At 71.2% G+C, this 21,364-nt stretch carries 24 protein-coding genes; 6 read left to right on the top strand and 18 right to left on the bottom strand.

The features are described 5' to 3' along the window. The first annotated feature begins 36 nt into the window (after nucleotides 1–36). Entirely contained in the window at nucleotides 37–414 is a 378-nt protein-coding gene (locus ACWCSU_RS00365) for a DUF5319 domain-containing protein (RefSeq protein WP_090930411.1), read from the top strand. Here the strand turns inward: ACWCSU_RS00365 and ACWCSU_RS00360 are convergent. From ACWCSU_RS00360 to ACWCSU_RS00340, 5 genes are all read right to left on the bottom strand, one after another. Continuing rightward, nucleotides 375–575 carry a hypothetical protein gene (locus ACWCSU_RS00360; RefSeq protein ID WP_357705875.1) on the bottom strand — a complete coding sequence of 67 codons (201 nt, stop codon included), beginning with the start codon at nucleotides 573–575 and terminating at the stop codon, nucleotides 375–377. The genes ACWCSU_RS00365 and ACWCSU_RS00360 overlap by 40 nt on opposite strands. Continuing rightward, complete coding sequence (locus ACWCSU_RS00355; RefSeq protein ID WP_090930520.1) at nucleotides 572–1,207, bottom strand: sigma-70 family RNA polymerase sigma factor; 636 nt, start codon at nucleotides 1,205–1,207, stop codon at nucleotides 572–574. The genes ACWCSU_RS00360 and ACWCSU_RS00355 overlap by 4 nt, the downstream gene beginning before the upstream one ends. A 467-nt stretch (nucleotides 1,208–1,674) precedes the next feature. Beyond that, nucleotides 1,675–3,294, bottom strand: a complete 1,620-nt coding sequence (groL, locus tag ACWCSU_RS00350) for a chaperonin GroEL (RefSeq protein WP_449932540.1) — start codon at nucleotides 3,292–3,294, stop codon at nucleotides 1,675–1,677. Between the two features lie 69 nt (nucleotides 3,295–3,363). Then, entirely contained in the window at nucleotides 3,364–3,675 is a 312-nt protein-coding gene (groES, locus tag ACWCSU_RS00345; protein ID WP_139628731.1) for a co-chaperone GroES, read from the bottom strand. A 174-nt stretch (nucleotides 3,676–3,849) separates the two neighbouring features. Beyond that, the gene (locus tag ACWCSU_RS00340) at nucleotides 3,850–4,704 is read right to left on the bottom strand and encodes an NAD-dependent epimerase/dehydratase family protein (RefSeq protein ID WP_364085836.1); all 855 of its coding nucleotides are present in this window, start codon (nucleotides 4,702–4,704) and stop codon (nucleotides 3,850–3,852) included. A 104-nt stretch (nucleotides 4,705–4,808) separates the two neighbouring features. Between ACWCSU_RS00340 and ACWCSU_RS00335 the strand changes: the two genes are divergently transcribed. From ACWCSU_RS00335 to ACWCSU_RS00325, 3 genes are all read left to right on the top strand, one after another. Then, nucleotides 4,809–5,303: a MarR family winged helix-turn-helix transcriptional regulator gene (locus tag ACWCSU_RS00335; protein WP_449932537.1), complete on the top strand. Its 495-nt coding sequence runs from the start codon at nucleotides 4,809–4,811 to the stop codon at nucleotides 5,301–5,303. Nucleotides 5,304–5,345: 42 nt separating this feature from the next. Continuing rightward, entirely contained in the window at nucleotides 5,346–6,527 is a 1,182-nt protein-coding gene (locus ACWCSU_RS00330; RefSeq protein WP_449932535.1) for a class I SAM-dependent methyltransferase, read from the top strand. Between the two features lie 195 nt (nucleotides 6,528–6,722). After that, nucleotides 6,723–8,531: a hypothetical protein gene (locus tag ACWCSU_RS00325; RefSeq protein ID WP_449932533.1), complete on the top strand. Its 1,809-nt coding sequence runs from the start codon at nucleotides 6,723–6,725 to the stop codon at nucleotides 8,529–8,531. A 61-nt stretch (nucleotides 8,532–8,592) separates the two neighbouring features. Here ACWCSU_RS00325 and tsaD read toward each other — a convergent pair whose 3' ends face one another. The 12 genes from tsaD to ACWCSU_RS00265 all read right to left on the bottom strand — a co-directional run bounded on the left by tsaD (nucleotide 8,593) and on the right by ACWCSU_RS00265 (nucleotide 19,152). Next, nucleotides 8,593–9,624, bottom strand: coding sequence for a tRNA (adenosine(37)-N6)-threonylcarbamoyltransferase complex transferase subunit TsaD (gene tsaD, locus ACWCSU_RS00320; RefSeq protein WP_352318676.1), 1,032 nt, complete (start codon nucleotides 9,622–9,624; stop codon nucleotides 8,593–8,595). Continuing rightward, complete coding sequence (rimI, locus tag ACWCSU_RS00315; protein ID WP_364086655.1) at nucleotides 9,617–10,051, bottom strand: ribosomal protein S18-alanine N-acetyltransferase; 435 nt, start codon at nucleotides 10,049–10,051, stop codon at nucleotides 9,617–9,619. The genes tsaD and rimI overlap by 8 nt, the downstream gene beginning before the upstream one ends. Nucleotides 10,052–10,062: 11 nt before the next feature. Continuing rightward, entirely contained in the window at nucleotides 10,063–10,707 is a 645-nt protein-coding gene (gene tsaB, locus ACWCSU_RS00310) for a tRNA (adenosine(37)-N6)-threonylcarbamoyltransferase complex dimerization subunit type 1 TsaB (protein WP_449932531.1), read from the bottom strand. A gap of 27 nt (nucleotides 10,708–10,734) precedes the next feature. Beyond that, entirely contained in the window at nucleotides 10,735–11,676 is a 942-nt protein-coding gene (locus ACWCSU_RS00305; protein WP_449932529.1) for an aminoglycoside phosphotransferase family protein, read from the bottom strand. A 10-nt stretch (nucleotides 11,677–11,686) separates the two neighbouring features. After that, nucleotides 11,687–12,223 (bottom strand): class F sortase, encoded by a 537-nt coding sequence (locus ACWCSU_RS00300; protein ID WP_449932527.1) that lies wholly within the window; start codon nucleotides 12,221–12,223, stop codon nucleotides 11,687–11,689. A gap of 3 nt (nucleotides 12,224–12,226) precedes the next feature. Continuing rightward, nucleotides 12,227–12,907: a hypothetical protein gene (locus ACWCSU_RS00295; RefSeq protein ID WP_449932525.1), complete on the bottom strand. Its 681-nt coding sequence runs from the start codon at nucleotides 12,905–12,907 to the stop codon at nucleotides 12,227–12,229. A 172-nt stretch (nucleotides 12,908–13,079) separates the two neighbouring features. After that, nucleotides 13,080–13,532 carry a tRNA (adenosine(37)-N6)-threonylcarbamoyltransferase complex ATPase subunit type 1 TsaE gene (gene tsaE, locus ACWCSU_RS00290; RefSeq protein WP_352362852.1) on the bottom strand — a complete coding sequence of 151 codons (453 nt, stop codon included), beginning with the start codon at nucleotides 13,530–13,532 and terminating at the stop codon, nucleotides 13,080–13,082. Beyond that, nucleotides 13,532–14,587, bottom strand: a complete 1,056-nt coding sequence (locus tag ACWCSU_RS00285; protein WP_449932522.1) for an alpha/beta fold hydrolase — start codon at nucleotides 14,585–14,587, stop codon at nucleotides 13,532–13,534. Before ACWCSU_RS00285 ends, tsaE begins: the two co-directional genes overlap by 1 nt. A 19-nt stretch (nucleotides 14,588–14,606) precedes the next feature. Next, the gene (alr, locus tag ACWCSU_RS00280) at nucleotides 14,607–15,755 is read right to left on the bottom strand and encodes an alanine racemase (protein ID WP_449933705.1); all 1,149 of its coding nucleotides are present in this window, start codon (nucleotides 15,753–15,755) and stop codon (nucleotides 14,607–14,609) included. Between the two features lie 61 nt (nucleotides 15,756–15,816). After that, a complete protein-coding gene (locus ACWCSU_RS00275; RefSeq protein WP_449932520.1) occupies nucleotides 15,817–17,271 on the bottom strand; it encodes an NAD(P)H-hydrate dehydratase in 1,455 nt (484 codons plus the stop codon). A gap of 113 nt (nucleotides 17,272–17,384) precedes the next feature. Further along, nucleotides 17,385–17,735 carry a holo-ACP synthase gene (locus ACWCSU_RS00270; RefSeq protein ID WP_357705887.1) on the bottom strand — a complete coding sequence of 117 codons (351 nt, stop codon included), beginning with the start codon at nucleotides 17,733–17,735 and terminating at the stop codon, nucleotides 17,385–17,387. Nucleotides 17,736–17,748: 13 nt separating this feature from the next. Beyond that, nucleotides 17,749–19,152, bottom strand: coding sequence for a PhoX family protein (locus ACWCSU_RS00265; RefSeq protein WP_449932518.1), 1,404 nt, complete (start codon nucleotides 19,150–19,152; stop codon nucleotides 17,749–17,751). 204 nt (nucleotides 19,153–19,356) lie between these two features. On the opposite strand from ACWCSU_RS00265, the gene coaA reads away from it, so the two are divergent. Beyond that, nucleotides 19,357–20,259 (top strand): type I pantothenate kinase, encoded by a 903-nt coding sequence (coaA, locus tag ACWCSU_RS00260; protein WP_357705919.1) that lies wholly within the window; start codon nucleotides 19,357–19,359, stop codon nucleotides 20,257–20,259. Here coaA and ACWCSU_RS00255 read toward each other — a convergent pair. Further along, entirely contained in the window at nucleotides 20,231–20,365 is a 135-nt protein-coding gene (locus ACWCSU_RS00255) for a hypothetical protein (RefSeq protein ID WP_357705889.1), read from the bottom strand. The two genes, coaA and ACWCSU_RS00255, sit on opposite strands and share 29 nt — an antisense overlap. A gap of 63 nt (nucleotides 20,366–20,428) precedes the next feature. Here ACWCSU_RS00255 and ACWCSU_RS00250 point away from each other — a divergent pair, with 63 nt between their 5' ends. Beyond that, nucleotides 20,429–21,355 (top strand): DUF389 domain-containing protein, encoded by a 927-nt coding sequence (locus ACWCSU_RS00250; RefSeq protein ID WP_357705890.1) that lies wholly within the window; start codon nucleotides 20,429–20,431, stop codon nucleotides 21,353–21,355. Nucleotides 21,356–21,364: the final 9 nt, after the last annotated feature.

The raw sequence follows: 21,364 nt of genomic DNA, 5'->3' as shown, positions 1-21,364 counted from the left end.
TCTCCGCCGGGGCCGCTTCGGTCATATGGTGGGAAGGTGCTGGAAGACGTCCCCCGCGACCCGTTCGCGGACGACCCGAACGACCCGTCCTCGGCGATGGGCGCTCTCGACGACGCCGAGCCACTCACCGCGGCCGAGCGCGACGAGGCCATCACCGACCTGGCAGACGTCGAGGTCTTTCGCTCCCTGCTCGAACCGCAGGGGGTGCTGGGCCTGGTGCTCGACTGCCCCGAGTGCGGCGAGCAGCACTTCTTCGACTGGGAGCTGCTGCGCGGCAACCTTCGCCAGATGATCGAGAAAGGCCAGCCGCAGGTGCACGAGCCGGCCTTCCACCCCGACCCCGCCGACTACGTCAGCTGGGAGTACGCCCGAGGCTACGTCGACGGCGTCATCGACACGGAGGAGCGCCGCTGATCGACTTCCGAGACATCGTCCAGTAGCGCGCCCAGCAACCGCACCGCAGGGTCGGACGAGTCACGCGCCCGGCCCTGTGCGACCGCGTCGAGCAGCTCGTCGGTCTTACGCAGGTCGTCGGCCTCGAGGAGCGCATGGAGCTCGTCGTCCTCCGGCGTCAAGCCGACTCCAGCTCGGCCATCTGCCGCAACCTGGCCAGCGCCCGATGCTGGGCTACGCGGACCGCACCTGGTGACATACCGAGTACATTACCGGTCTCCTCGGCGGACAGGCCCGACACCACCCGCAACAGCAGCAACTCCCGCTGGTTGTCGGGCAGCCTGGCCAGCAGCCTGCGCGCGTGCTCGACCTCGATGTAGCGGACCACCGTCTCCTCGGGCCCCGGGCCGTCGTCGGGCCCGTCAGGCAGGTCCTGGGTGGGCACGGCCGAGCGCACCGAGCTGCGCAGCGCGTCGGCCACCTTGTGCGAGGCGATCCCGAACACGAAGGACGCGAAAGGGCGCCCCATGTCCCGGTATCGCGGCAACGCGGACAACACCGCGATGCACACCTCCTGGGCTACGTCATCGGCAATGTGATATTGCCCTGAAACCCTGCCCAGCCTGGCGCGGCAATACCGCACCACCATGGGACGCAACTCCCCGAGCAGAGATTCGATCGCACTGCGATCTCCCTGCACGGCGAGGCTCGTCAGTTCCCTTAGGTCGGAGTCATCCGTTCGTGCCGGAAGTCTCGACGCGAGCCTTACCCCAATTTTGGCGTCGGCGACGCTTCCCTCGCTCACGATAGGCATGATGCCCGCACTGATCCGGCCTGTCCCCATGGCGAACGGCTACGGATTGGTCACATTGAAGCGGCGATAACTACCAGTAATCGAATGACCACACTAAGCCTTAAGAGCTGACATAATATTTCACCTGATAACCCGAAATGCACGACAATTGCCAGCCCCCGACGCTTAACCTCCACTCCCGGTTTACTCCAATAATCCACCTCTTCCCTCACTTTCCTCACCGCATGCCCTCAGCCACCAGGAGCCCCAACCGTATTTCCGGCCCCACCCGAACCCCTCCGGGCTGCCCCAGAAGCCCCGGAAGGGCCGGCACGGGCCGGGAAGGCCGACACCCCGCACCGGAGCATGAGGAACGGCCCGGAAGCCGACGGGCCGCGTTCAGAGGAATCAGACGGGGGCGGGAAAGCCGACGGCCCGCACCGGAGGGAACCGGTGCGGGCCGTACAGGCGCGGGGGAACCAGGCGGGTCAGTGACCGTGGCCGTGGCCGTGGCCCTGGCCGGCGGCCGAAGCCTCCTCCTCGGGCTTGTCCACCACGAGCGCCTCGGTCGTCAGGAGCATGCCCGCGATCGAAGCCGCGTTCTGCACCGCGGACCGCGTCACCTTGACGGGGTCGATGACGCCCTGGGCGACCAGGTCGACGTACTCGCCGGTGGCGGCGTTGAGGCCCTGGCCGGCGGGCAGCTCGGCGACCTTGTGGGTCACCACGTAGCCCTCGAGGCCGGCGTTCTCGGCGATCCAGCGGGCCGGCTCGACCAGCGCGCGGCGCACGACGCCGACACCGGTGGCCTCGTCGCCCGTCAGGCCGAGGTCGTCGAGCTCCTTGCCCACGTGGATGAGGGCCGAGCCACCGCCTGAGACGATGCCCTCCTCGATCGCGGCGCGGGTCGCGGAGATCGCGTCCTCGAGACGGTGCTTCTTCTCCTTCAGCTCCACCTCGGTGGCGGCGCCGACGCGCAGCACGCACACACCGCCGGCGAGCTTGGCCAGGCGCTCCTGCAGCTTCTCGCGGTCCCAGTCGGAGTCGGACTGCTCGATGGCAATCTTGATCTCCTTGACGCGGTCCTCGATCGCCTGCTGGTCACCGGCGCCGTCGACGATGGTCGTGGCGTCCTTGGTGACGACGACGCGGCGGGCCGTGCCGAGCACCTCGAGGCCGACGTGCTCGAGCTTGAGGCCGACCTCCTCGCTGACGACCTGGCCGCCGGTGAGGATGGCCATGTCCTGGAGCATCGCCTTGCGGCGGTCACCGAAGCCCGGGGCCTTGACGGCCACGGAGGTGAAGGTGCCGCGGATCTTGTTGGTGACCAGGACGGCCAGGGCCTCGCCCTCGACGTCCTCGGCGACCACGAGCAGCGGCTTCTTGGTCTGGGCGACCTTCTCCAGCAGCGGCAGGAAGTCGGCGATGGAGGAGATCTTGCCCTGGGTGAGCAGGATGTACGCGTCCTCCAGGACGGACTCCATGCGCTCGGGGTCGGTCACCATGTAGGCCGACAGGTAGCCCTTGTCGAACTGCATGCCCTCGGTGAACTCGAGCTCCATGCCCATGGCGTTGGACTCTTCGACGGTGAGGACACCGTCCTTGCCCACCTTGTCGAACGCCTCGGCGATCAGCTCGCCGATCTTGGCGTCCTGGGCGGAGATGGTGGCGACGTTGGCGATCTCCTTCTTGTCGCCCACCTCGCGAGCGCTGGCCAGCAGCCGGTCGCTGATCTCCTTGGCGGCCTTGTCGATGCCACGCTTGAGCGACAGCGGCGAGGCGCCGGCGGCCACGTTGCGCAGGCCCTCGCGGACCATGGCCTGGGCCAGCACGGTGGCGGTGGTGGTGCCGTCGCCCGCGATGTCGTTGGTCTTGGTGGCTACTTCCTTGGCGAGCTGGGCGCCGAGGTTCTCGTAGCGCTCCTCCAGCTCGATCTCACGAGCGATGGTCACACCGTCGTTCGTGATCGTCGGCGCACCGAACTTCTTGTCGATGACGACGTTACGGCCACGCGGGCCGAGGGTTACCTTCACGGCGTCCGCGAGGGCGTTGACACCGCGCTCAAGCGCGCGGCGGGCGTCCTCGTCGAACTGCAGGATCTTCGCCATGCTGAAAGTCCTCTCCTGGCGTCGAAAGCCCCGGGCCCTCAAGAGCGCCCGGGGCTCGACACAACCGGCCTACTTCTCGATGATCGCGAGAACGTCGCGGGCGGAGAGCACGAGGTACTCCTCGCCGCCGTACTTGACCTCGGTGCCGCCGTACTTGCTGTAGAGGACGACGTCGCCCTCGGAGACGTCGAGCGGAATGCGCTTGTCGCCGTCCTCATCCCAGTTGCCGGGGCCCACCGCGAGGACCTTGCCCTCCTGCGGCTTCTCCTTGGCGGTGTCCGGGATGACCAGACCGGAAGCGGTGGTCTGCTCTGCCTCAAGCGGCTGAACCACAATGCGGTCGCCGAGCGGCTTAACGGGAACCTTGGTGGCGGTCGTCACGATCGGACCTCCCCTTCAGATTTGAATGATCTAGAAGAGGCGACCAGCGGGGCCTGCCGTCGCGGGTGTCAGACCTGCCTCGTCGCACGTTGGCACTCTCAAGGTGAGAGTGCCAACAGGAAACATATGCAAGAGGGCCTTGACAGTCAACACGAACGCGTCTGCTCACAGCGATCAGACGTAGGAGCCCTCCACCAGATCGGCGACGACACCGGGCCGGGAGGGGTTCCAGCCGAGCTCGGCGCGCGTGCGTGTCGCGCTGACGCGCTGGCCGAGCGCCAGGGCCTCGGCGAAGCCTTCCCCCAGCACCTGGGCCGCCTCGGCCACCGGCCAGGGCTCGGCCTGCGGCTTGACGCCCGCGGACCGAGCCGCCGCCTCGGCCACGTCGGCGACGGACACGGCCTCCTCGCTGATGCCGTGGTAGACGCGGGCGCCGCCCCTCTCCAGGACGGCGACGACGAGGTCGGCCAGGTCGTCGACGTGCACGAACGTCCAGGTGTGCGGCTCGCCGCCGGCGGTGACGTACACGCCGGCGCCACGCTCGGCGGCCTGCGCGCGCATCAGGGCGGGGATGCCACCGCCGCGCCCGTGGACGACGGCGGGCCGGATCACCGAGCCGCCGCCGTCGGTGACCAGCCGCTCGATCTCGTGCCGGTACGCCACGAGCGGAATCGGGTCGGCCGGGCTGTCCTCGTGCCCCTCGGCGGTGGCTCCCAGCACCCACACGCCGCTGGTGAAGACGACCTTCCGGCCCGACGCGACGAGCACGCCGATCGAGGCGAGGTCGGCCTCCTTGTCGCCGCCGAGCTGGGCGGCGACCACGATCGCGTCGATGTCCGGGGTGATCGCGGCGGCCAGCGCGGCGGTGTCGGCCAGGTCCCCGTAGCGCTCGTCCGCCACGCCCGGCACCCGCCTGGACCCGTCGGCGGCGGGCCGCACCAGGACGGCCACCTCGTGCCCCTGATCGGCCAGCCGCTCGACCACAGCGCCGCCGATGTAACCTGTCGCGCCCAGCACCAGCACCTTCATGATGAACCTACCTCGAACATTTCCATGTTGAACATTTCGACGTCGTGGACACTACCGCACGACCCCGAACATTTCAACGTCGAAGCTTTGGTAGGGTGATCCCCGTGGATGACGCGGTCGACGCGATACTCGGACAGTGGGCACGGACACGGCCCGACGTCGACGTGTCCCCGATGGGCGTGATCGGCCGGGTCTCACGGGCCTCGCGCCTGCTGGAGCGCGGCGTGAAGGACTTCCTCGCCGAGCACGGCCTGGAGGCGTGGGAGTTCGACATGCTGGCCACGCTGCTGCGCAGCGGCGCCGACGCCATGTGCATGAAGGACCTGTCCTCCTCCGCCATGGTCAGCCCCGGCGCGCTCACCAACCGGATGGACCACCTGGTCCGGCGCGGCCTCGTCCACCGCTGGCCCGCGCCGCGCAACCGCCGCATGACGCTGGTCGCCCTCACCGACGAGGGCAAGAGGGTCGCCGACGAGATGCTCGTCCTGCACGCCGCCAACGAGGAGCGGCTGCTCGCCGGGCTGTCGGAGGAGGAGCGCGGAGCCCTGGCCGGGCTGCTGCGCACGCTCCTGGTGTCCCTGGGCGACACCACCCTGTGAGCCGTCCCGAGTTGTGAGCGATCCCGAGAGCGGAGTGCGTACATGGATCTCGACGCCTTCGGCGAACTGCTGACCCCGCACGGGCAGCGGGCGCTCGCCGAGGCCGCCGAGCTGACCGGGACTGATCCGGTGGCGGCGGCGACCAGGCTGCGCCGCACCTACGACGCGGCGCTCACCTCCGCCGCGCTCACGCAGGCGGCGCTGCGCGAGCGCGCCAGGGCGAAGTTCGACGCGGACGCCGCGGTCATGTACTTCACCCCGCACGGCCTGGAACAGTCCACCCGCCGGGAGGTCGCCGACCACCGCGCCCGCCGTATGGGCGGCGCCCGGGTGATCGACGCCTGCTGCGGGATCGGCGGCGACCTCCTGGCGCTCGCCCGCGCCGGCTGCGAGGTCGACGCCGTCGACCTCGACCCGCTGACCGTCGCCGTGGCCACGGCCAACGCCGACGCGCTCGGGCTGGCCGACCGGGTGCGGGTGCGCGCGGGCGACGCGGCGCGGGTCCGGCCCGAGGAGTACGACGCACTGTTCGCCGACCCGGCCCGCCGCAGCGGCAAGGGCCGGACGTTCGACCCGATGGCCTACTCACCGCCCTGGCCGGTCGTGCTCGACCTGGTCGCGCGGGCTCCGCGGGCCTGCCTGAAGGTCGCCCCCGGCATCCCGTACGAGTTCATCCCCGACGGCGCCGAGGCCGAATGGGTCTCCTGGAAGGGCGAGGTCAAGGAGGCCACCCTCTGGACCGGCCCAGAGAACGGTCCGGCCGACGGCACCGACCTCGCCCGCCGCGCCACCCTCCTCCCCGGCGGGCACACCCTGACCGCCACCGGCGTGCAGGCCCCCGTCGGCCCCATGGGCCGCTACGTCTACGAGCCCGACGGCGCCGCGATCCGGGCCCACCTCGTGGGCGAGGTGGCCGAAATGATCGACGGACGCCTGGCCGACCCCATGATCGCCTACATCACCGCCGACGAGCCGAGACACACCCCCTGGGCCGCCGGATACGAGGTGGACGAGGTCATGCCGTTCTCGCTGAAAAAGCTCCGCGCGGCCCTGCGCGAACGCCGGATCGGCAATGTCACCATCAAGAAACGCGCGTCGGCGGTCGACATCGAACGCCTGCGAACCGATCTCCGACTTTCCGGCGAGAACTCGGTGGTCATTATCCTGACCCGCATTCTCGATAAGCCTTCGGTTATCATCTGCAACCCCATCTCACCTGCCTGAACAAACCAAAGCGGTCATTCTTCCGCTAAATACGATCTTTCACTGTGGCCCTGCCGGACCTTGATCGAAAGGCTAAGGTGGACGGGCGGGAGTTCTCCCCCTTATGCGGTAACCCGCGTACTCGCCTTTTCATCTGCAAACCGGACCTATCCCACCGCTGCGCGGCAGACCGTCGGCGAGCGAAGGAGCCTTTCGGTGGACCATTCCAACCACACCACCCTTCTGCAGGCAGGCGGCCAGTCCGCCATCTCCGAGAGGATGCGAGACCTCCTTGCGCGCGCCGCCCAGGACCATGTCTATGAGCAGCGCACCCAGGGAGCCGTGCTCGACGAGATCCGCCAGCGGCTGGAAGGCATGGAGTGGCTGCTGCGCGAGGTGCGCGAACGCGAGCTCGGCGGTCTGAGCGGCACCCTCGAATCGGTCAGCGGGCGGCTCGACGACATCACCGCCAAGCCGCCGATGTGGGCGGAGGGCCTGGCCCAGCACGTCGAGGCCGTGCGCGACCACGTCGACGCCGTCGGGGAGAAGATCGGCCATGTCGACGCCCGGGTCGCGCCGGTGGCCGAGCTGCCGAGCCTGTGGGCGGATCTGGGCACCGTGGGCGAGGCCGTCGACGAGGCGCTCAAACGCCTGCAGACGGTGCTCGACACCACCGACGGCATCACGCAGGGCATGACCGACTTCGCCGCCAAGCTGACGCAGCTCAACTCCAGCATGGAGGCAGCGGCCAGCCGCTTCACCCGGCTCGACAAGTCGGTGGCCGACCTGTCGGGCCGTACCGAACGGGTCGAGGGCGTGGTCGGCGAGCTGGCCGAGAGCGTCGCGGCCACGTCGCAGCAGGTGACGGTCAAGATCGACGCGGCCGAGCAGCGGCTGACCGGCCGGCTCGACGACACCGACCTGCACATCGCCGCCCGCCTCGACGAGGCCGACAAGCGCCTGGCGGGCCGGCTCGACGAGACCGACGAGCGCCTGACCCACCGCCTGAACGAGCGGCTCGACCGCGCCGACGAGCGCCTGGCCGCCCAGCTCGACGAGACCGACCAGCGGCTCACGGGCCGGCTGTCCGACGTCGAGCAGCGGCTCACCGCCCGCCTCGACGAGGCCGACCGACACCTCGCCGTCCAGCTCGGGGAGAGCGAGCTGCGGCTCAGCGGGCGGCTCGACGGCGTCGACTCCCGGCTCGACCGGGTCGAGGGCCGGCTCCTGGGGCTGGACACCCGGCTCACCGGGTTCGACGGGCGGCTGGAGTCGGCCGACGAGTGCCTGGCCGACATCGACACCAGGCTCGACGGCGTCGACGGCCGCATCAGCGGCGTCGACAAGCGCCTCACCTCGGTCGACGGCCAGCTCGGCGGCCTCGGCAAGCGCCTGGGCACCATCGACGGCCACCTGGTCCGCCACGACGACCGCTTCGACGCCCTCGACGGCCGCCTGGGCTCGCTCGACGAGCGCGCCTCGGGCACCGACCAGCGCCTCACCGAGACCGCCGTCCGCAGCGAAGGCCGCTTCAACAAGCTCGACAACCAGATGGAGTCGATCGACGAGCGGCTGGTCGAGGCCGAGGAGCACCTCATCACCCGCTTCGACACCCTCGACGGGCAGTTCAGCGGCCTCGACAGCCGGTTCAACGGCCTCGACACCCACCTCAACGGCCTGGCCGCCCGCGCCGATCAGGCCGGCGAGCACCTGGAGTCGGTCGACGACCGCATCCAGGCCATGAACCAGCAGGTCAGCCAGCTACCGGCCGCCCTGGCCATCCCCGAGCGGGTCGGCGAGCTGATCCAGTCGCAGGCCGGCGCGCAGGCCGACCGCCTGTCGGCCGCCGCCGACACGCTGACCGAGCTGGTGCGTTCCAGGCCCGACCGCGACGAGCTGAGCGAGACGGTCAGCGGCATCGTGCAACCCGCCACCGACGACCTCACCAAGCGGCTGGCCGCGCTGGAGGAGACCATGCTGGTGCTGGCCGAGGCCCTGCTCCGGCCCACGAGGACGAAAGACTGACGCCGCCCCGGCGGTGTGGCACACCCGCGCCGCACCGCCGGCCTTCCCGGCCCGCCAGGGCTCAGACGTGGACCGTCGTGATCGGCAGCGACGAGTCCGCCGGGATCTCCAGGGTCGAGGGCGTGACCCCCGCCGCCACCAGGTCGGACCCCAGAGCGGCGACCATGGCCCCGTTGTCGGTGCACAACCCCGGCCGGGGCACCCTCAGCCGCACGCCCGCCGCGTCGCAGCGCTCCTGGGCCAGCGCCCGCAGCCGCGAGTTGGCCGCCACGCCACCGCCGATCAGCAGGTCGTGCACGTCGTACTTCTTGCACGCCTGCAACGCCTTGCGGGTCAGCACGTCGACCACCGCCTCCTGGAAGGACGCGGCCACGTCGGGCACGTGGATCGACTGCCCGGACGCCTCGCGCGCCTCCACCCAGCGGGCGACGGCGGTCTTGAGCCCGGAGAAGGAGAAGTCGAGCGTGCCGTCGTCGATCTTGCCTCGTGGGAAGGTCACGGCGGTGCCCGAGCCCTCGCGGGCGGCCCTGTCGATGTGCGGGCCACCGGGGAAGGGCAGCCCGAGCACCCGGGCCACCTTGTCGAACGCCTCGCCGGCCGCGTCGTCGACGGTCGAGCCGAGCGAGATGACGTCTTCGGCCACGTCGGGCACCAGCAGCAGCGAGGAGTGACCGCCCGAGACCAGCATGGCGATGCACGGCTTGGGCAGCGGCCCGTGTTCGAGCTGGTCGACGGCCACGTGGGCGGCCAGGTGGTTGACGCCGTAGAGCGGGACGCCCAGGCCCAGCGCGTACGACTTGGCGGCGGCCACGCCCACCAGCAGCGCACCGGCCAGGCCCGGCCCGGCGGTGACGGCGATGGCGTCGATGTCGGAGAACTTGAGCCCGGCCTCGGCCAGCGCCGCCTCAACGGTGGGCGTCATGGCCTCCAGATGGGCGCGGGAGGCGACCTCGGGCACCACGCCGCCGTACCTGGCGTGCTCGTCCATGCTGGAGGCGATGGTGTTGGCGAGGAGCGTGTGGCCTCTGACGATGCCGATGCCGGTCTCGTCGCACGACGTCTCGATGCCCAGGACCAGGGGTGCGTCAGCCATCCAGCTTCCTTCTCATCATGATCGCGTCGGTGCCGTCGTCGTAGTAGCGGCGGCGGGTGCCGATCTCCTCGAACTCGAAATGCCGGTAGACGGCCTGGGCGCGCGGGTTGTCGGCGCGCACCTCCAGGAAGATCTCGCGCGCTCCCCTGCGCCGCGCCTCGGCCAGCAGCTCGGTCAGCATCGCGCTGCCGATGCCGGTGCCCTGGTGCTTCTCCAGCACGGCGATGGTCTGCACGTCGGCCTGGTCGGCCGCGACCGCGATGCCGCTGTAGGCGACGATCTCGTCATCATCGGCCAGGGCCACCAGGTAGTGGCGCGAACGCGGCATGTCGGCCAGCTCGCCGCGCATCATGCCCTCGCTCCACGCGTCGAGCGGGAACATGGCCCGCTCGATCGCCATGACCGCCGGCAGGTCGGCCTCGGTCATCGGCCGGAGTCTCACGCCGTCACCCTCTTGGGCGCGCCCGGCACCACGGCGTCGGGCCTGCGCAGGTAGATGGGCCGCGGCGGGTCGAGCGGCACGCCCGCGGCCAGCCGTTCGGCGGCCAGCGCGGCCAGCGCCCCCGCGTAGGGGTAGGGCGGGGCGTCGTGGCCGCCCAGGACGTCGGGGTAGAGCCCGGCGCCGGCGCCCACCACCGGCAGGCCCTCGACGGGCACGTCGGCGGGCCGGTCGACGAACGGGCCGTCGATCCGGGTGCGCATGTCCTGGTAGCGCGCCCAGAACACCTCCTTGCGCCGGGCGTCGGTGGCGGCCAGGAACGGCTCGCCGAGCCCGCTGCCGTAGGCGACCGCGTCGAGGGTGCAGATGCCGTACGCGGGGACGGCGAGCGTCGTCGCGAGCCCCTGCGCGGTCATCAGACCGACGCGCAGGCCCGTGTAGGGCCCGGGGCCGCTGCCCGCGACGACGGCCGTCACGTCACGCAGGGCGGCGCCCGACTCGGTCAGCACGCGTTCGATGGTGGGGACGAGCAGCTCGCCGTGGCGGCGGGCGTCGATCGTCGTGGACTCGGCGAGCACCCGCTCACCGTCGTGGAGGGCGGCGGTGACGGCGGGCGTCGCGGTATCAAAGGCCAGGACCAGCACGACTGTTTAGCCTACCCGCCGGACGGGTCACACCCAGCCGGTACGCCGTTTCAGCCAGTCGAGGGCGACCACTCCCTGCGCCCGCTGGAACGCCCTGAGCGTGGGCAGCCCCGGCGGATCCGGCAACCGGCCCTGCCGGACGAAGTAGCCGGTGATGGCCGCGATGACCGCGGTGACCGCCGGGTCGGGATCGTCGAACAGCTCGTGCGGGGCGGGACCGCCCTGCATGCCGACCGACGGCAGCATGGCCACCTGGTCGTACCAGGGCGCGGCCAGGCAGGCCCACGGCCAGTCGACCACGTAGACGCGGTCGGGCGTGAGCATGACGTTGTCGGCCCGCACGTCGGCGTGGACCAGGGTGTCGCCGGCCGCCGCCGTCGCCCAGCCGGACTCCAACTCGGCCAGCTCGGCCAGGTGGCGCGCCGCCCACGGGTCGAGCCCGGCGGCATCGTCGGCGGCGTCCTCGGCGAGGAGGGTGCGCCAGCCTCGGAAGGACTTGTCCATGACCTCCCCGATCGTGCGCGCCTCGATCGGCGACGGGGTGAGCGCGGCGGCCATCTCCTTCACGGCCGTGAGCACCCGGTCGAGCTCGTCGCGCCGCCAGGGCATCGCGGGATGCACGGCCTCGACGTCCTCGAAGACCAGCGCCACCCAGCCCTCCAGCTCGAACGCCGTCAGCAGTTTCGGCGCGGGGACGGACTCGGGCAGCGCGGCGGCGTTCCTGAGCTCGGAGCGGTAGATGCGCACGCTGTCGGGGTTGGGCTCGGGGCCGACGGCCTTGACGAACACGCGCCGTCCGTCGCTCGTCCGCAGGCGCACGGCGGCCGCCGGGGAGAAGCCGCCCTCCTGGGTGACGGCCTCCACGACCTGGTCGCCGAGGAAGCCCTCGACCGCCTCGCGCACCAGCGGGTGGACCTCTTCCCAGGGCACACGGGAGCCGGACGCCGGCGGGTTGCTGTCTGTGCTCATACCTCCATGATCAAGCCTTGGAGGCGTAGACGATGATGTTGTCGACGTATTCGCCCTTGGCGGAGTCGAACTTGCCGCCGCAGGTCACCAGCTTGAGCCCGTCGTCGACGTACACGCGGCGGGCCGGGAAGCTGTCCTTGGAGACCTGCTCGATGGCGTCCACCTTGAAGCTGACGACCTTGCCGTCGCTGCGTTCCACCTTGACGGTCTCGCCCTTGCGCAACTGCCTGAGCTTGTAGAACACGGCGGGGGCGGTCTTGGTGTCGACGTGGCCGATGATCACCGAGGCGCCCTTCTCGCCGGGCACCGCGCTGCCGCTGTACCAGCCGGCCATCTTCGGCTTCTCGTACGGCGGCAGCTCGACCTCGCCGTCCTTGCTCAGCCCGAGCTTCATCAGCGGGGCCTCAAGGTCGAGCGAGGGGATGTCGATGCTCTTGGGCACCACGCTCGCCGCGGGAGTGGAGGAGTTCTGCATGCTCTTGCCGAAGGCGACCAGCAGCAGGCCCGTGACGGCGCCCGCGAGCACCACCCGACCCGGACGTGCCATCCGTCACGCCCGGCTGCGCCGCTTGGCCACCACGACCGCGCCTCCGACGAGGACCAGGGCGACCAGCGCGCCGGCCGGGCCCAGCGGGATCGAGGACTCGTCGTCGACGTCGCGGCCGAAGGTGCCGCCGCCGCCGGCCCTGGGCGCCTTGGTCGGCACGCCGGTCGGCTCGGCCTCGGCCCTGACCACCTTGATCGTGGCCTTGCCGACGTCGTTGGTGCCGTCGCACTTGACGTCGACGGTGTAGGAGCCGCGCTTGACCGTGCCCGAGACCGTCGCCTCACCCCGGACCCAGGGCGAGCCGTTGGCCGGGGTGCCGGTCGCGGCCGGCGAGGCCGATCCGGCCGGCACGGGGTTGAGCGGGACGCCGTTGATGAACGCCTTCGAGGTCGCGGTGCCGGTGTGGGCCGGACCGCCGGAGGGCACCGGGCAGTTGGCCAGGATCCACACCTTGGACGTCTCGCCCGCGGTGACCCGGTCGGGGTTGAGCTGGACCGCGATGCTCGGCCGCTTGGCGGCCGGCGTGGCCGTCGCCGTCGTCGTCGCCGTCGTGGTGGCAGTGGTGGACGTGGTGGCTGTGGCCGTCGGTGTGGCTGTCGGTGTGGTCTCGGCCGAGGCCGCACACCCGGTCAGCCCGACCACCATGATGGCACCCGCGTACGCGACTCGCCTGACCCTGAGCACCGCCGCACCCCACTTTGCCGTCTTGCACCCAGCATCCACCAAAAAAGTGGATGTCGCCCCTCCTGATACCCAGAAATTCTGGGCAAATCCCTGACCAACGATCATGATTTATGTCTTCGGACAGGTACGTCAAGGGTGCCAGCTTTGCCAGGAATTGACGGACGTTTTAGCCTTAGGCCGGATCAGACGGCGTGTCGGCCCACCGGTCGCCCACCCCGCGCAGGGTCACCAGGCGGGCGTCGTCGCCGGTCTCGCGGTCGATGTGGATCTCCAGCCGGTCTTCGGCCAGCCCCTCGACCAGGCCTTCGCCCCACTCGACCACGGTGACCGACTCCTCCAGCGAGGCGTCGAGGTCGAGGTCGTCGACCTCCAGGTCGCCGCCCAGCCGGTAGGCGTCGGCGTGCACCAGGGGCGGGCCCTGCCGCAGCGACGGGTGCACCCTGGCGATCACGAAGGTGGGCGAGGTGATCGGCCCGCGTACCTTGAGACCTTCGGCGATGCCCTGGACCAGCGTGGTCTTGCCCGCGCCGAGCGGGCCGGACAGCACGATCAGGTCTCCGGGCCGCAGGTGGGCCGCCAGGCGGGCGCCGTAGGCCCGCATGTCCTCCGCTGTCGCCAGTCGCACTACAACTCCACTCGCTTGATCAGGTCGCGCAGCGCGTCGTTGACGATTCCCGGGCGTTCCAGCTGGATCAGGTGGGAGGTGTCGGGGATCTCGGTGACCTGCGCCTTGGGCAGCGCCGCCGCGATGGCCCTGCTGTGGTCGGGCGGCGTCAGCCAGTCGCGCTCACCGTAGACGATGGCGGTCGGGACCGGGTCGAGGACGTGCAGCGCGGACAGCTTGTCGTGGTTCATCAGGGCCGGGTAGAAGGCGGCGAACACCTCGGTGGGGGTCTGCCTGATCATCGACTCGGCGAAGTCGACCACGGTCGGGCTCACGTTCGCGGAGTCGCCGAAGCCCATGTAGCGGGTGATCAGGAAGGCGATGTCGCTGCCCGCGTGCCGGGTCTTGTCGACCAGCGAGCCCTTCCTGCCGAGCAGCGACACCGTGGACGGCGCCACCTTGTGCACGGCCTTGGACACCATCGCCGGCAGCCCCAGCGTCAGCTCGGCCAGCTTGCCCGCCGAGGTCGCGATGAGCGCGGCCGCCCGGATCTTCCCGCCGAACAGCTCAGGGTGGCTGTCGGCCAGCGCCATGATCGTCATGCCGCCCATCGAGTGGCCGACCACCACGCACGGGCCGGGCACGAACTCCTCGATCACCTCGGCGAGGTCCTGGCCCAGCCGGTCGATCGTGCTGTCGTCGGCCGCGCCGCGCTGCGAACGGCCGTGGGAGCGGATGTCCCACAGCACCAGACGGTAGTTCTCGCGCAGGTCCTTGCGCTGGTAGTGCCACGATTCGAGGTTGAGGCAGTAGCCGTGGCACATCACGATCGTCAGCGGCGCGTCCTCGGGGCCGTCGATCTCGACGTGCAGCGCCACCCCGTCGGAGGTGACGAGCGTGCGCTCCCTGCCGCGCAGCTCGCCGAACGGCTCGCTGGCCTCCTCGTCGTGCCGCAGCCTGATCCGGCCGACCGCGTAGCGCTTGGCCAGCGCCGCCGCCGCGACACCGGCCGACGCCGCTCCGACGATCGCGCCGGCGATCCCGACCCTGCGCCGCCGTGTTGTCGTCGTCGTCATGTCCCCGATCCTTCTCCGCTCATGGCCGCTCCGGAGTGCTCGTCGTCACATGCTGGTGGACCCGTGGCACCCGGGAACCGATCCTGGTCACGATCTCATGCGTGATCGTGCCGAGGGTATCCGCCCATTCCTGGGCGGTCGGCTCGCCCCCGTCGCCGGGACCGAACAGCACGACCTCGTCGCCCGGCGACAAGGGGTCGTCGCCGACGTCGATCACGAACTGGTCCATGCACACCCGGCCCGCCACCGTCCGGCGGCGCCCGCCCGCCAGCACCTCGGCTCTTCCCGTCGCGTGCCGGAGTATGCCGTCGGCGTAGCCGAGCGGCACGAGGCCGAGGGTGGTCTCGCGGTCGGTGACATAGAGGTGGCCGTAGGAGACCCCCGATTCCTCCGGCACCCGCTTGACGAGCGCGATCCTGGCAGTCAGGGTCATGGCCGGACGCAGCCCGAAGTCGCCCAGCTCGGGCACGGGGCTCAGGCCGTACATGGCGATGCCCGGCCTGACCAGGTCGAAGCGGGCGGCGGGCAGGGTCAGGACGGCGGCCGAGTTGGACAGGTGCCTGATCACCGACGACCCGGCGGCCCCCGCCTGCTCGGCCAGCTTCAGCGCACTCTCGTACGCCTCCACCTGCTGACCGACCGACGGATGGCCGGGGACGTCGGCGCAGGCGAAGTGGGACCACAGGCCGACGATCTCGACGACGCCCTCGGCCTGCAGCTCCAGCGCCCTGCTCAGCAGGCCCGGCCAGGCGGCCAGGGGCGCGCCGCCCCTGCACATGCCGGTGTCGGCCTCCAGGTGGACCTTGGCCGGGCGGCCCGCGAGGCGGGCGGCGGCGGCGATCTCGCCGAGCACGCCCTCGTGGGCCGCCGACAGCTCGATGTCCTCCGCGACGGCCCGGTCGAGGGGCTCGCCGGGGGTGATCAGCCAGGCCAGGACGGGCGCGGTGACGCCGCCTTCGCGCAGCGCCAGCGCCTCGGCGACGAACGCCGTGCCCAGCCTGGACGCGCCGCCCTCAAGGACGGCCCTGGCCGAGGGCACCAGCCCGTGGCCGTAGGCGTCGGCCTTGACGGCCCCCATCAGCTCGGCACCGCCCGCCCGCTCCTTCAGCAGGGCCACGTTGTGCCTGATCGCGGACAGGTCGACCCGCGCCTCGGCGGGGGTGGCCATCGAGGAGTACATCTCTCCAGTGTGTCAGCTCGGACGGGTGGTCGAGCGCGGTTCGCGCCGCTCAGGGGCGGGGTTCGCCGTGGACGGAGCGGATCGCCTCCGGGACGGCCGCCGCCACCCCGGCGGCGGTGAGCGGGGCGCCACGGGCGGCCAGCCGTCCGGCCAGCCCGTGCACGTACGCGCCGACGGAGCCCGCGTCGTAACAGCACAGCCCCTGGGCCAGCAGCGCGCCCGCCACGCCCGACAGCACGTCGCCGGTGCCCCCGGTGGCCAGCCAGGAGGTGCCCGTCTCGTTGACGCGGACCGGCCTGGCCTCCTCGGCCACCACCGTGGTCGAGCCCTTGAGCAGCACGGTCACGCCCAGCTCGGCGGCGGCCCGGCGGGCGTGCTCCAGCCGGGCGGCCTCGATGTCCTCGCGGCTCACGCCGATCAGCCGCGACAGCTCGCCCGCGTGCGGCGTGATCAGCACGGGCGCCCGCCGGCGCAGCAACGACCGGTCGCGGGCCACCAGCGTGAGCCCGTCGGCGTCGATCAGCACGGGGACGTCGGAGGCCAGCACGCGGGCGGCCAGCTCGTGCGCCCAGTCGCCGGTGCCGAGCCCCGGGCCGAGCAGCCACGCCTGGACGCGGCCGACGTCCTCGATGGACGGCCGGTCGAGCGGGGTGATCACCGCTTCCGGCCAGTGCGCGCGCACCTGCTGGACCGGCTCGTGGGTGCCCGCGTAGCGGACCATGCCCGCGCCCGCCCGCAGCGCGCCGCCCACGGCCAGCACGGCCGCGCCGGTGTACAGGTCGCTGCCCGCGGCCACCCCGAGCACGCCTCTGCGGTATTTGTCGGACTCGTTGCCGGGCCTGGGCAGCAGGTCCTCCACGTCCGCGCGGGTCGGCGCCGCCACGTCCGGATCGGGCAGGAAGGGGCCCAGCCCGATGTCGACCAGCTCGACCCTGCCCGTGTGCGCGGCCCCGGGATCGACCAGCAGGCCCGTCTTGTACGCCCCCATCGTCACCGTGACCCGCGCCCGCACCGCCGCGCCCGCGACCTGCCCGGTGCTCGCCTCGACGCCGCTCGGCACGTCGACCGCGACGATCGTGCCGTGGGCCGCGTTCGCCTCCTCGGCCAGCCGGGCGTACGGCTCGCGCAGCGCGCCCGTGGCGCCGATGCCGACCAGCCCGTCCACGATCAGGTCGGCGTCCGCGACGGCGTCCTGGCCGGCGACGCGTCCTCCGGCGTGCAGGAAGGCGCGCAGGCCGGCCTCGTGCGTCCTGGAGCCGGCCAAGATCGCCGCCACACGGGCTCCCCGGCGGGCCAGGCGTTCGCCGGCGTAGAGGGCGTCGCCGCCGTTGTCGCCGCTGCCGACCAGGAGCACGACGCGGGCGCCGTACACCCGGCCCAGCAGGTCGGCGCAGGCGGCGGCCAGGCCGTGGGCGGCCCGCTGCATGAGGGCGCCCTCGGGCAGGCGCGCCATCAGCGTGCGCTCGGCGCCCCGGATCTGGTCGGCGGTGTAGGCGGTCTTCATGGCCTCACCCCGTTCGGCTGCCCGGCCGCCATGTGCCGCCTTCCCCCGCTCCGGTCGCTTCGCTCCCGCCGCTCCTCCACGGGACGGCACTGCCTCGCGCGCATGATCCGAAGTTATCCCTCCGCGATCACGTAGGCCACGGCGACGCCCCCGTCATGGCTGAGCGACAGGTGCCAGCGCTTGACCCCAAGGCCGTACGCCACGTCGGCGACCTTGCCCGACACGTGCAGCTCCGGCTTGCCCAGCTCGTCGCAGCGCACCTCGGCCTCCAGGTGACCGAGCCCCCTGGGCGCGCCGAGCGCCTTGGCCACCGCCTCCTTGGCGGCGAACCTGGCGGCCAGCGAATGCGTCGGCAGGGGCCGCTCGATGTCGGTGAACAGCCGCTCGCGCAGCTGCGGTGTACGTTCGAGAGCCGCCTCGAAGCGGGCGATGTCGACGATGTCCACTCCGATACCCAGGATCATCGTCCCAGGCTACTCAGAACAGGCCGCGTTCCCACGGCCCCCAGATGGCGAACGAGCGCCCCCGCTTGGCCTGGACGTTCACGAAGAGCGTCAGCCCGCCCGGCCCGAACGTCGAGCCGGCGAACTCGGCGCCCGGATCATCCGGGATCGGGTGGAGGCGGCAGAAATCGAAGATCTCGCCCGTCCTGGTGAGGCCGCGCAGGTAGTTGTCGCCGTCGCCGTCCTCGCAGAGCACCAGCGTGCCGCGCCGGCTGACGGTCACGTTGTCGGGCAGGTCGAGCACCGACGAGCGCGGCGACTCGTGGACGAGCCTGAGCCGCCCGCTCCACGTCTCGTACGCCCACACCTGCCCCCGCCCGTCGCCGAACCCGGAAGGCGGCGGGTCACCCGGCGCGGTCGCCCCGCCCTGGGTGGAGACGAAGTACACGACGCCCTGGTGGAACACCGCGCCCTCCAGTCTGGCGAAGATCGCCGCGCCCTCCGCGCGCCCCTGCCGCCCCACCGCCTGGACCGCCTCCTCGTACGGCGGCCTGCCGGTGAAGCGCGGGTCGGGGTCGTCGATGTCCACCCAGCGTGTGGCGTAGGAGGCCCCCGCCCGCTGCCCGCGCGACAGGTCGGCGCGCTTCACCCCGTCGACGGCGAGCATCTGGAGCCTGCCGCCGTCGAGCAGCCGGCCCTCCCGCATCGGGTGCCTGGGCGGCAGGTAACGGTAGAAGCCGGAGGGGAAGGAGAAGTTGTCCTCGGTGAGGTAGACGGCGCCGGTGGAGGGGTCGAAGGCGGCCGACTCGTGCGGGAAGCGGCCGGCCGACCTGATCGGTCGCGCGCTCGCGACCCCGTCGACCGGCACCTCGAACAGGTAGCCGTGCCGGCGCGTGAGCCTGCTGTTGTCGCCGCCGGACGGGTCGTTGCCCACGTCGGGGCCGTTGACCGTCTCCTCGCAGCTCACCCAGGCCCGCCAGGGCATCGGGCCGCCGGAGCAGTTCATCATGGTGCCGTTGAGCGAGGGGCCGCTCCTGAGCACCTCGCCGTGGCCGGTGACGTGCAGGGTCGAGGTGCCGCCGCCCGCCATGGGGTCGTAGGCGGCGTCCTTGTCGCCGAACGCGCCGACCGGGCCGGCGACCTCGTGGTTGCGTACGAGGATCGTGCCGCCCTTGGGGCCGGCGAAGGCCGCCATGCCGTCGTGCCGGCCGGGGACCGTGCTCCCGTCGGAGAACTTCTCGCCCGCGGCGCTGAACGAGCGGTAGCGGAAACCGTCGGGGAGGTGCAGGCGTACCTTGCCGTCGCGCAGGTCGGCGACCGGCTTCAGCGGCCCGTAGCCGGCCGCGGGACGGACGCCGCCGCGGGCCCCGGCGCAGGCGACCCCGGCGAAGGGCCCGGCGACGGCGACCACGCCGGCGAGGAAGCGGCGACGATCCACAAGACCTCCCGGAGGATACGTCCGGAACGGTAGCCGCCTGCCGGTTCCGGCATGCCCGGATCGTCAGAACCGGTCTTCCTTCCCGGAATCATGCTTTGGTAATCCCACGTTTTTATCCACAGGCTGTGGACGGCCGCCGCGCCGCACCCGCCCATGATCGCATTTGTCCCCCATCGCTACGCTGCCTAGGTGAACAACGGCTACGTGGAACTGAGCAGGGAGCAGTGGAGCGAGCTCCGCAAGAACACGCCCTTGACTCTCACCGCAGACGAGCTGGAGGACCTTCGCGGCGTCGATGACCCCATCGACCTGACCGAGGTCACCGACATCTACCTCCCCCTGACCCGGCTGCTGAACCTGCACTTCACCGGGTCCAAGCAGCGCAGCAGCGTGCTGAGCGCCTTCCTCGGGGACGCGGGGACGCGTCTCCCGTACATCCTGGGCATCGCCGGCAGCGTCGCGGTCGGCAAGTCGACCACGGCGCGGCTCCTGCACACCCTGCTGGCCCGCTGGCCCGAGCACCCGCACGTGGAGTTGATCACCACCGACAGCTTCCTCTACCCCAACGCGGTGCTGGAGGCCAAGGGCATCATGCAGCGCAAGGGCTTCCCGGAGAGCTACGACCGGCGCGCGCTGGTCAGGTTCGTGGCGGAGGTCAAGGCGGGCGCCCCCGAGGTGTACGCGCCCGTCTACAGCCATCTGGAGTACGACATCGTCCCCGGCGCCCGCCAGGTCGTGAAAAATCCAGACATCTTGATCATCGAGGGCCTGAACGTCCTCCAGCCCGCCCCGCCCACGTCCCTGGCCGTCAACGACTACTTCGACTTCTCTATCTACGTGGACGCCAAGGTCGAGGACATCCGCACCTGGTACGTCGAACGCTTCCACAAGCTGCGCCGCACCGCCTTCGAGGACCCCAAGTCCTACTTCAAGTACATCGCCGAGCTCACCTACGAGCAGGCCACGGAGTTCGCGGTCAACGTGTGGCGCGACATCAACGAGCGCAACCTGGTCGAGAACATCGCCCCCACCAGGGGCCGGGCCGATCTCGTCCTGAAGAAGGGCGCCGACCACGCGGTCAGGCGGGTACGGCTTCGCCGGACCTGAACACCTCGTCGAAGACGTAGGCGGCGAACCGGCCCGCGCACTCCTGGTCGTCGATGTCGGCGAACCAGCAGTCCTCACCATGATCGTGGCATCTGAAGCGAATCATGTGAGGCAGCCTCGCGTACGCCGGTCAACGCGACGTCAATGTCCGATGGACAACAATGGCGGAGTGCTGCATCTGCGACTGATCATCCCTCCCGACCGCACCGACGAGGCCGTCGAGCTGCTTCAGGAGTGCACGGGCGTCACCAACATCGTCGTCCTGCCGGGCGCCGCCCGCGAGCCGGCGGGCGACGTCGTCCTCTGCGACTCCGCCCGCGAGGCGGCCAACGAGGTGATCAGCCGGCTCAAGTGGCTGGAGGACGTCGGCTCGATCGCCATCGAGCAGGTGGACCTGTCGCTGTCCAGGGCGGCCACGGCGGCGGTCGAGGAGGCTCCCGGCGATCCCGACGACGCGGTGGTGTGGGAGGAGCTGGCCCACAAGGTCTCCAGCGAGTCCCGCATCACCTGGGCCTACCTGGCCTTCCTCGCCATCGCGACGCAGCTCGCGGGCATCGGCGTGCTGCAGAACTCGCCCATCCTGATCGTCGGCGCGATGGTGCTCGGCCCGGAGTTCGGCGCGATCGCCGCCATCTGCTTCGGCCTGCTGGGCCGGCGCGGACGTCTGATCACCACCGCCCTCCGGACGCTGGTCATCGGCTTCACGGCCGCCATCGCCGTCACCTTCGCCTGCGCGCTCGTCTCCAAGTGGTTCGGCTGGATCGACATCGGCAACCTGAAGGCGAACGCCGAGGTGCAGTTCATCGTCAAGCCCGACAAATGGTCGTTCATCGTGGCGCTGCTGGCGGGGGCGGCGGGCGTCCTGTCGGTGACGGCGGGCAAGTCCTCGGCGCTGATCGGCGTGTTCATCTCGGTCACCACGGTCCCGGCGGCCGGCTACCTCGCCGTCGCGCTGGGGCTCGGCGACTGGGCCGAGGTCGCGGGGTCGGTCTCGCAGCTCGCGGTGAACATCCTCGGGATGGTCATCTCGGGCACGGCCACGCTCATGGTCCAGCGGAAATTCTGGCCTCAAGTAGGACAGCGTTCATCCGTGTGAACGAGGCCA

Source organism: Nonomuraea sp. NPDC001699 (assembly GCF_053596455.1).
This window is presented reverse-complemented; position numbering and strand designations above follow the sequence as displayed.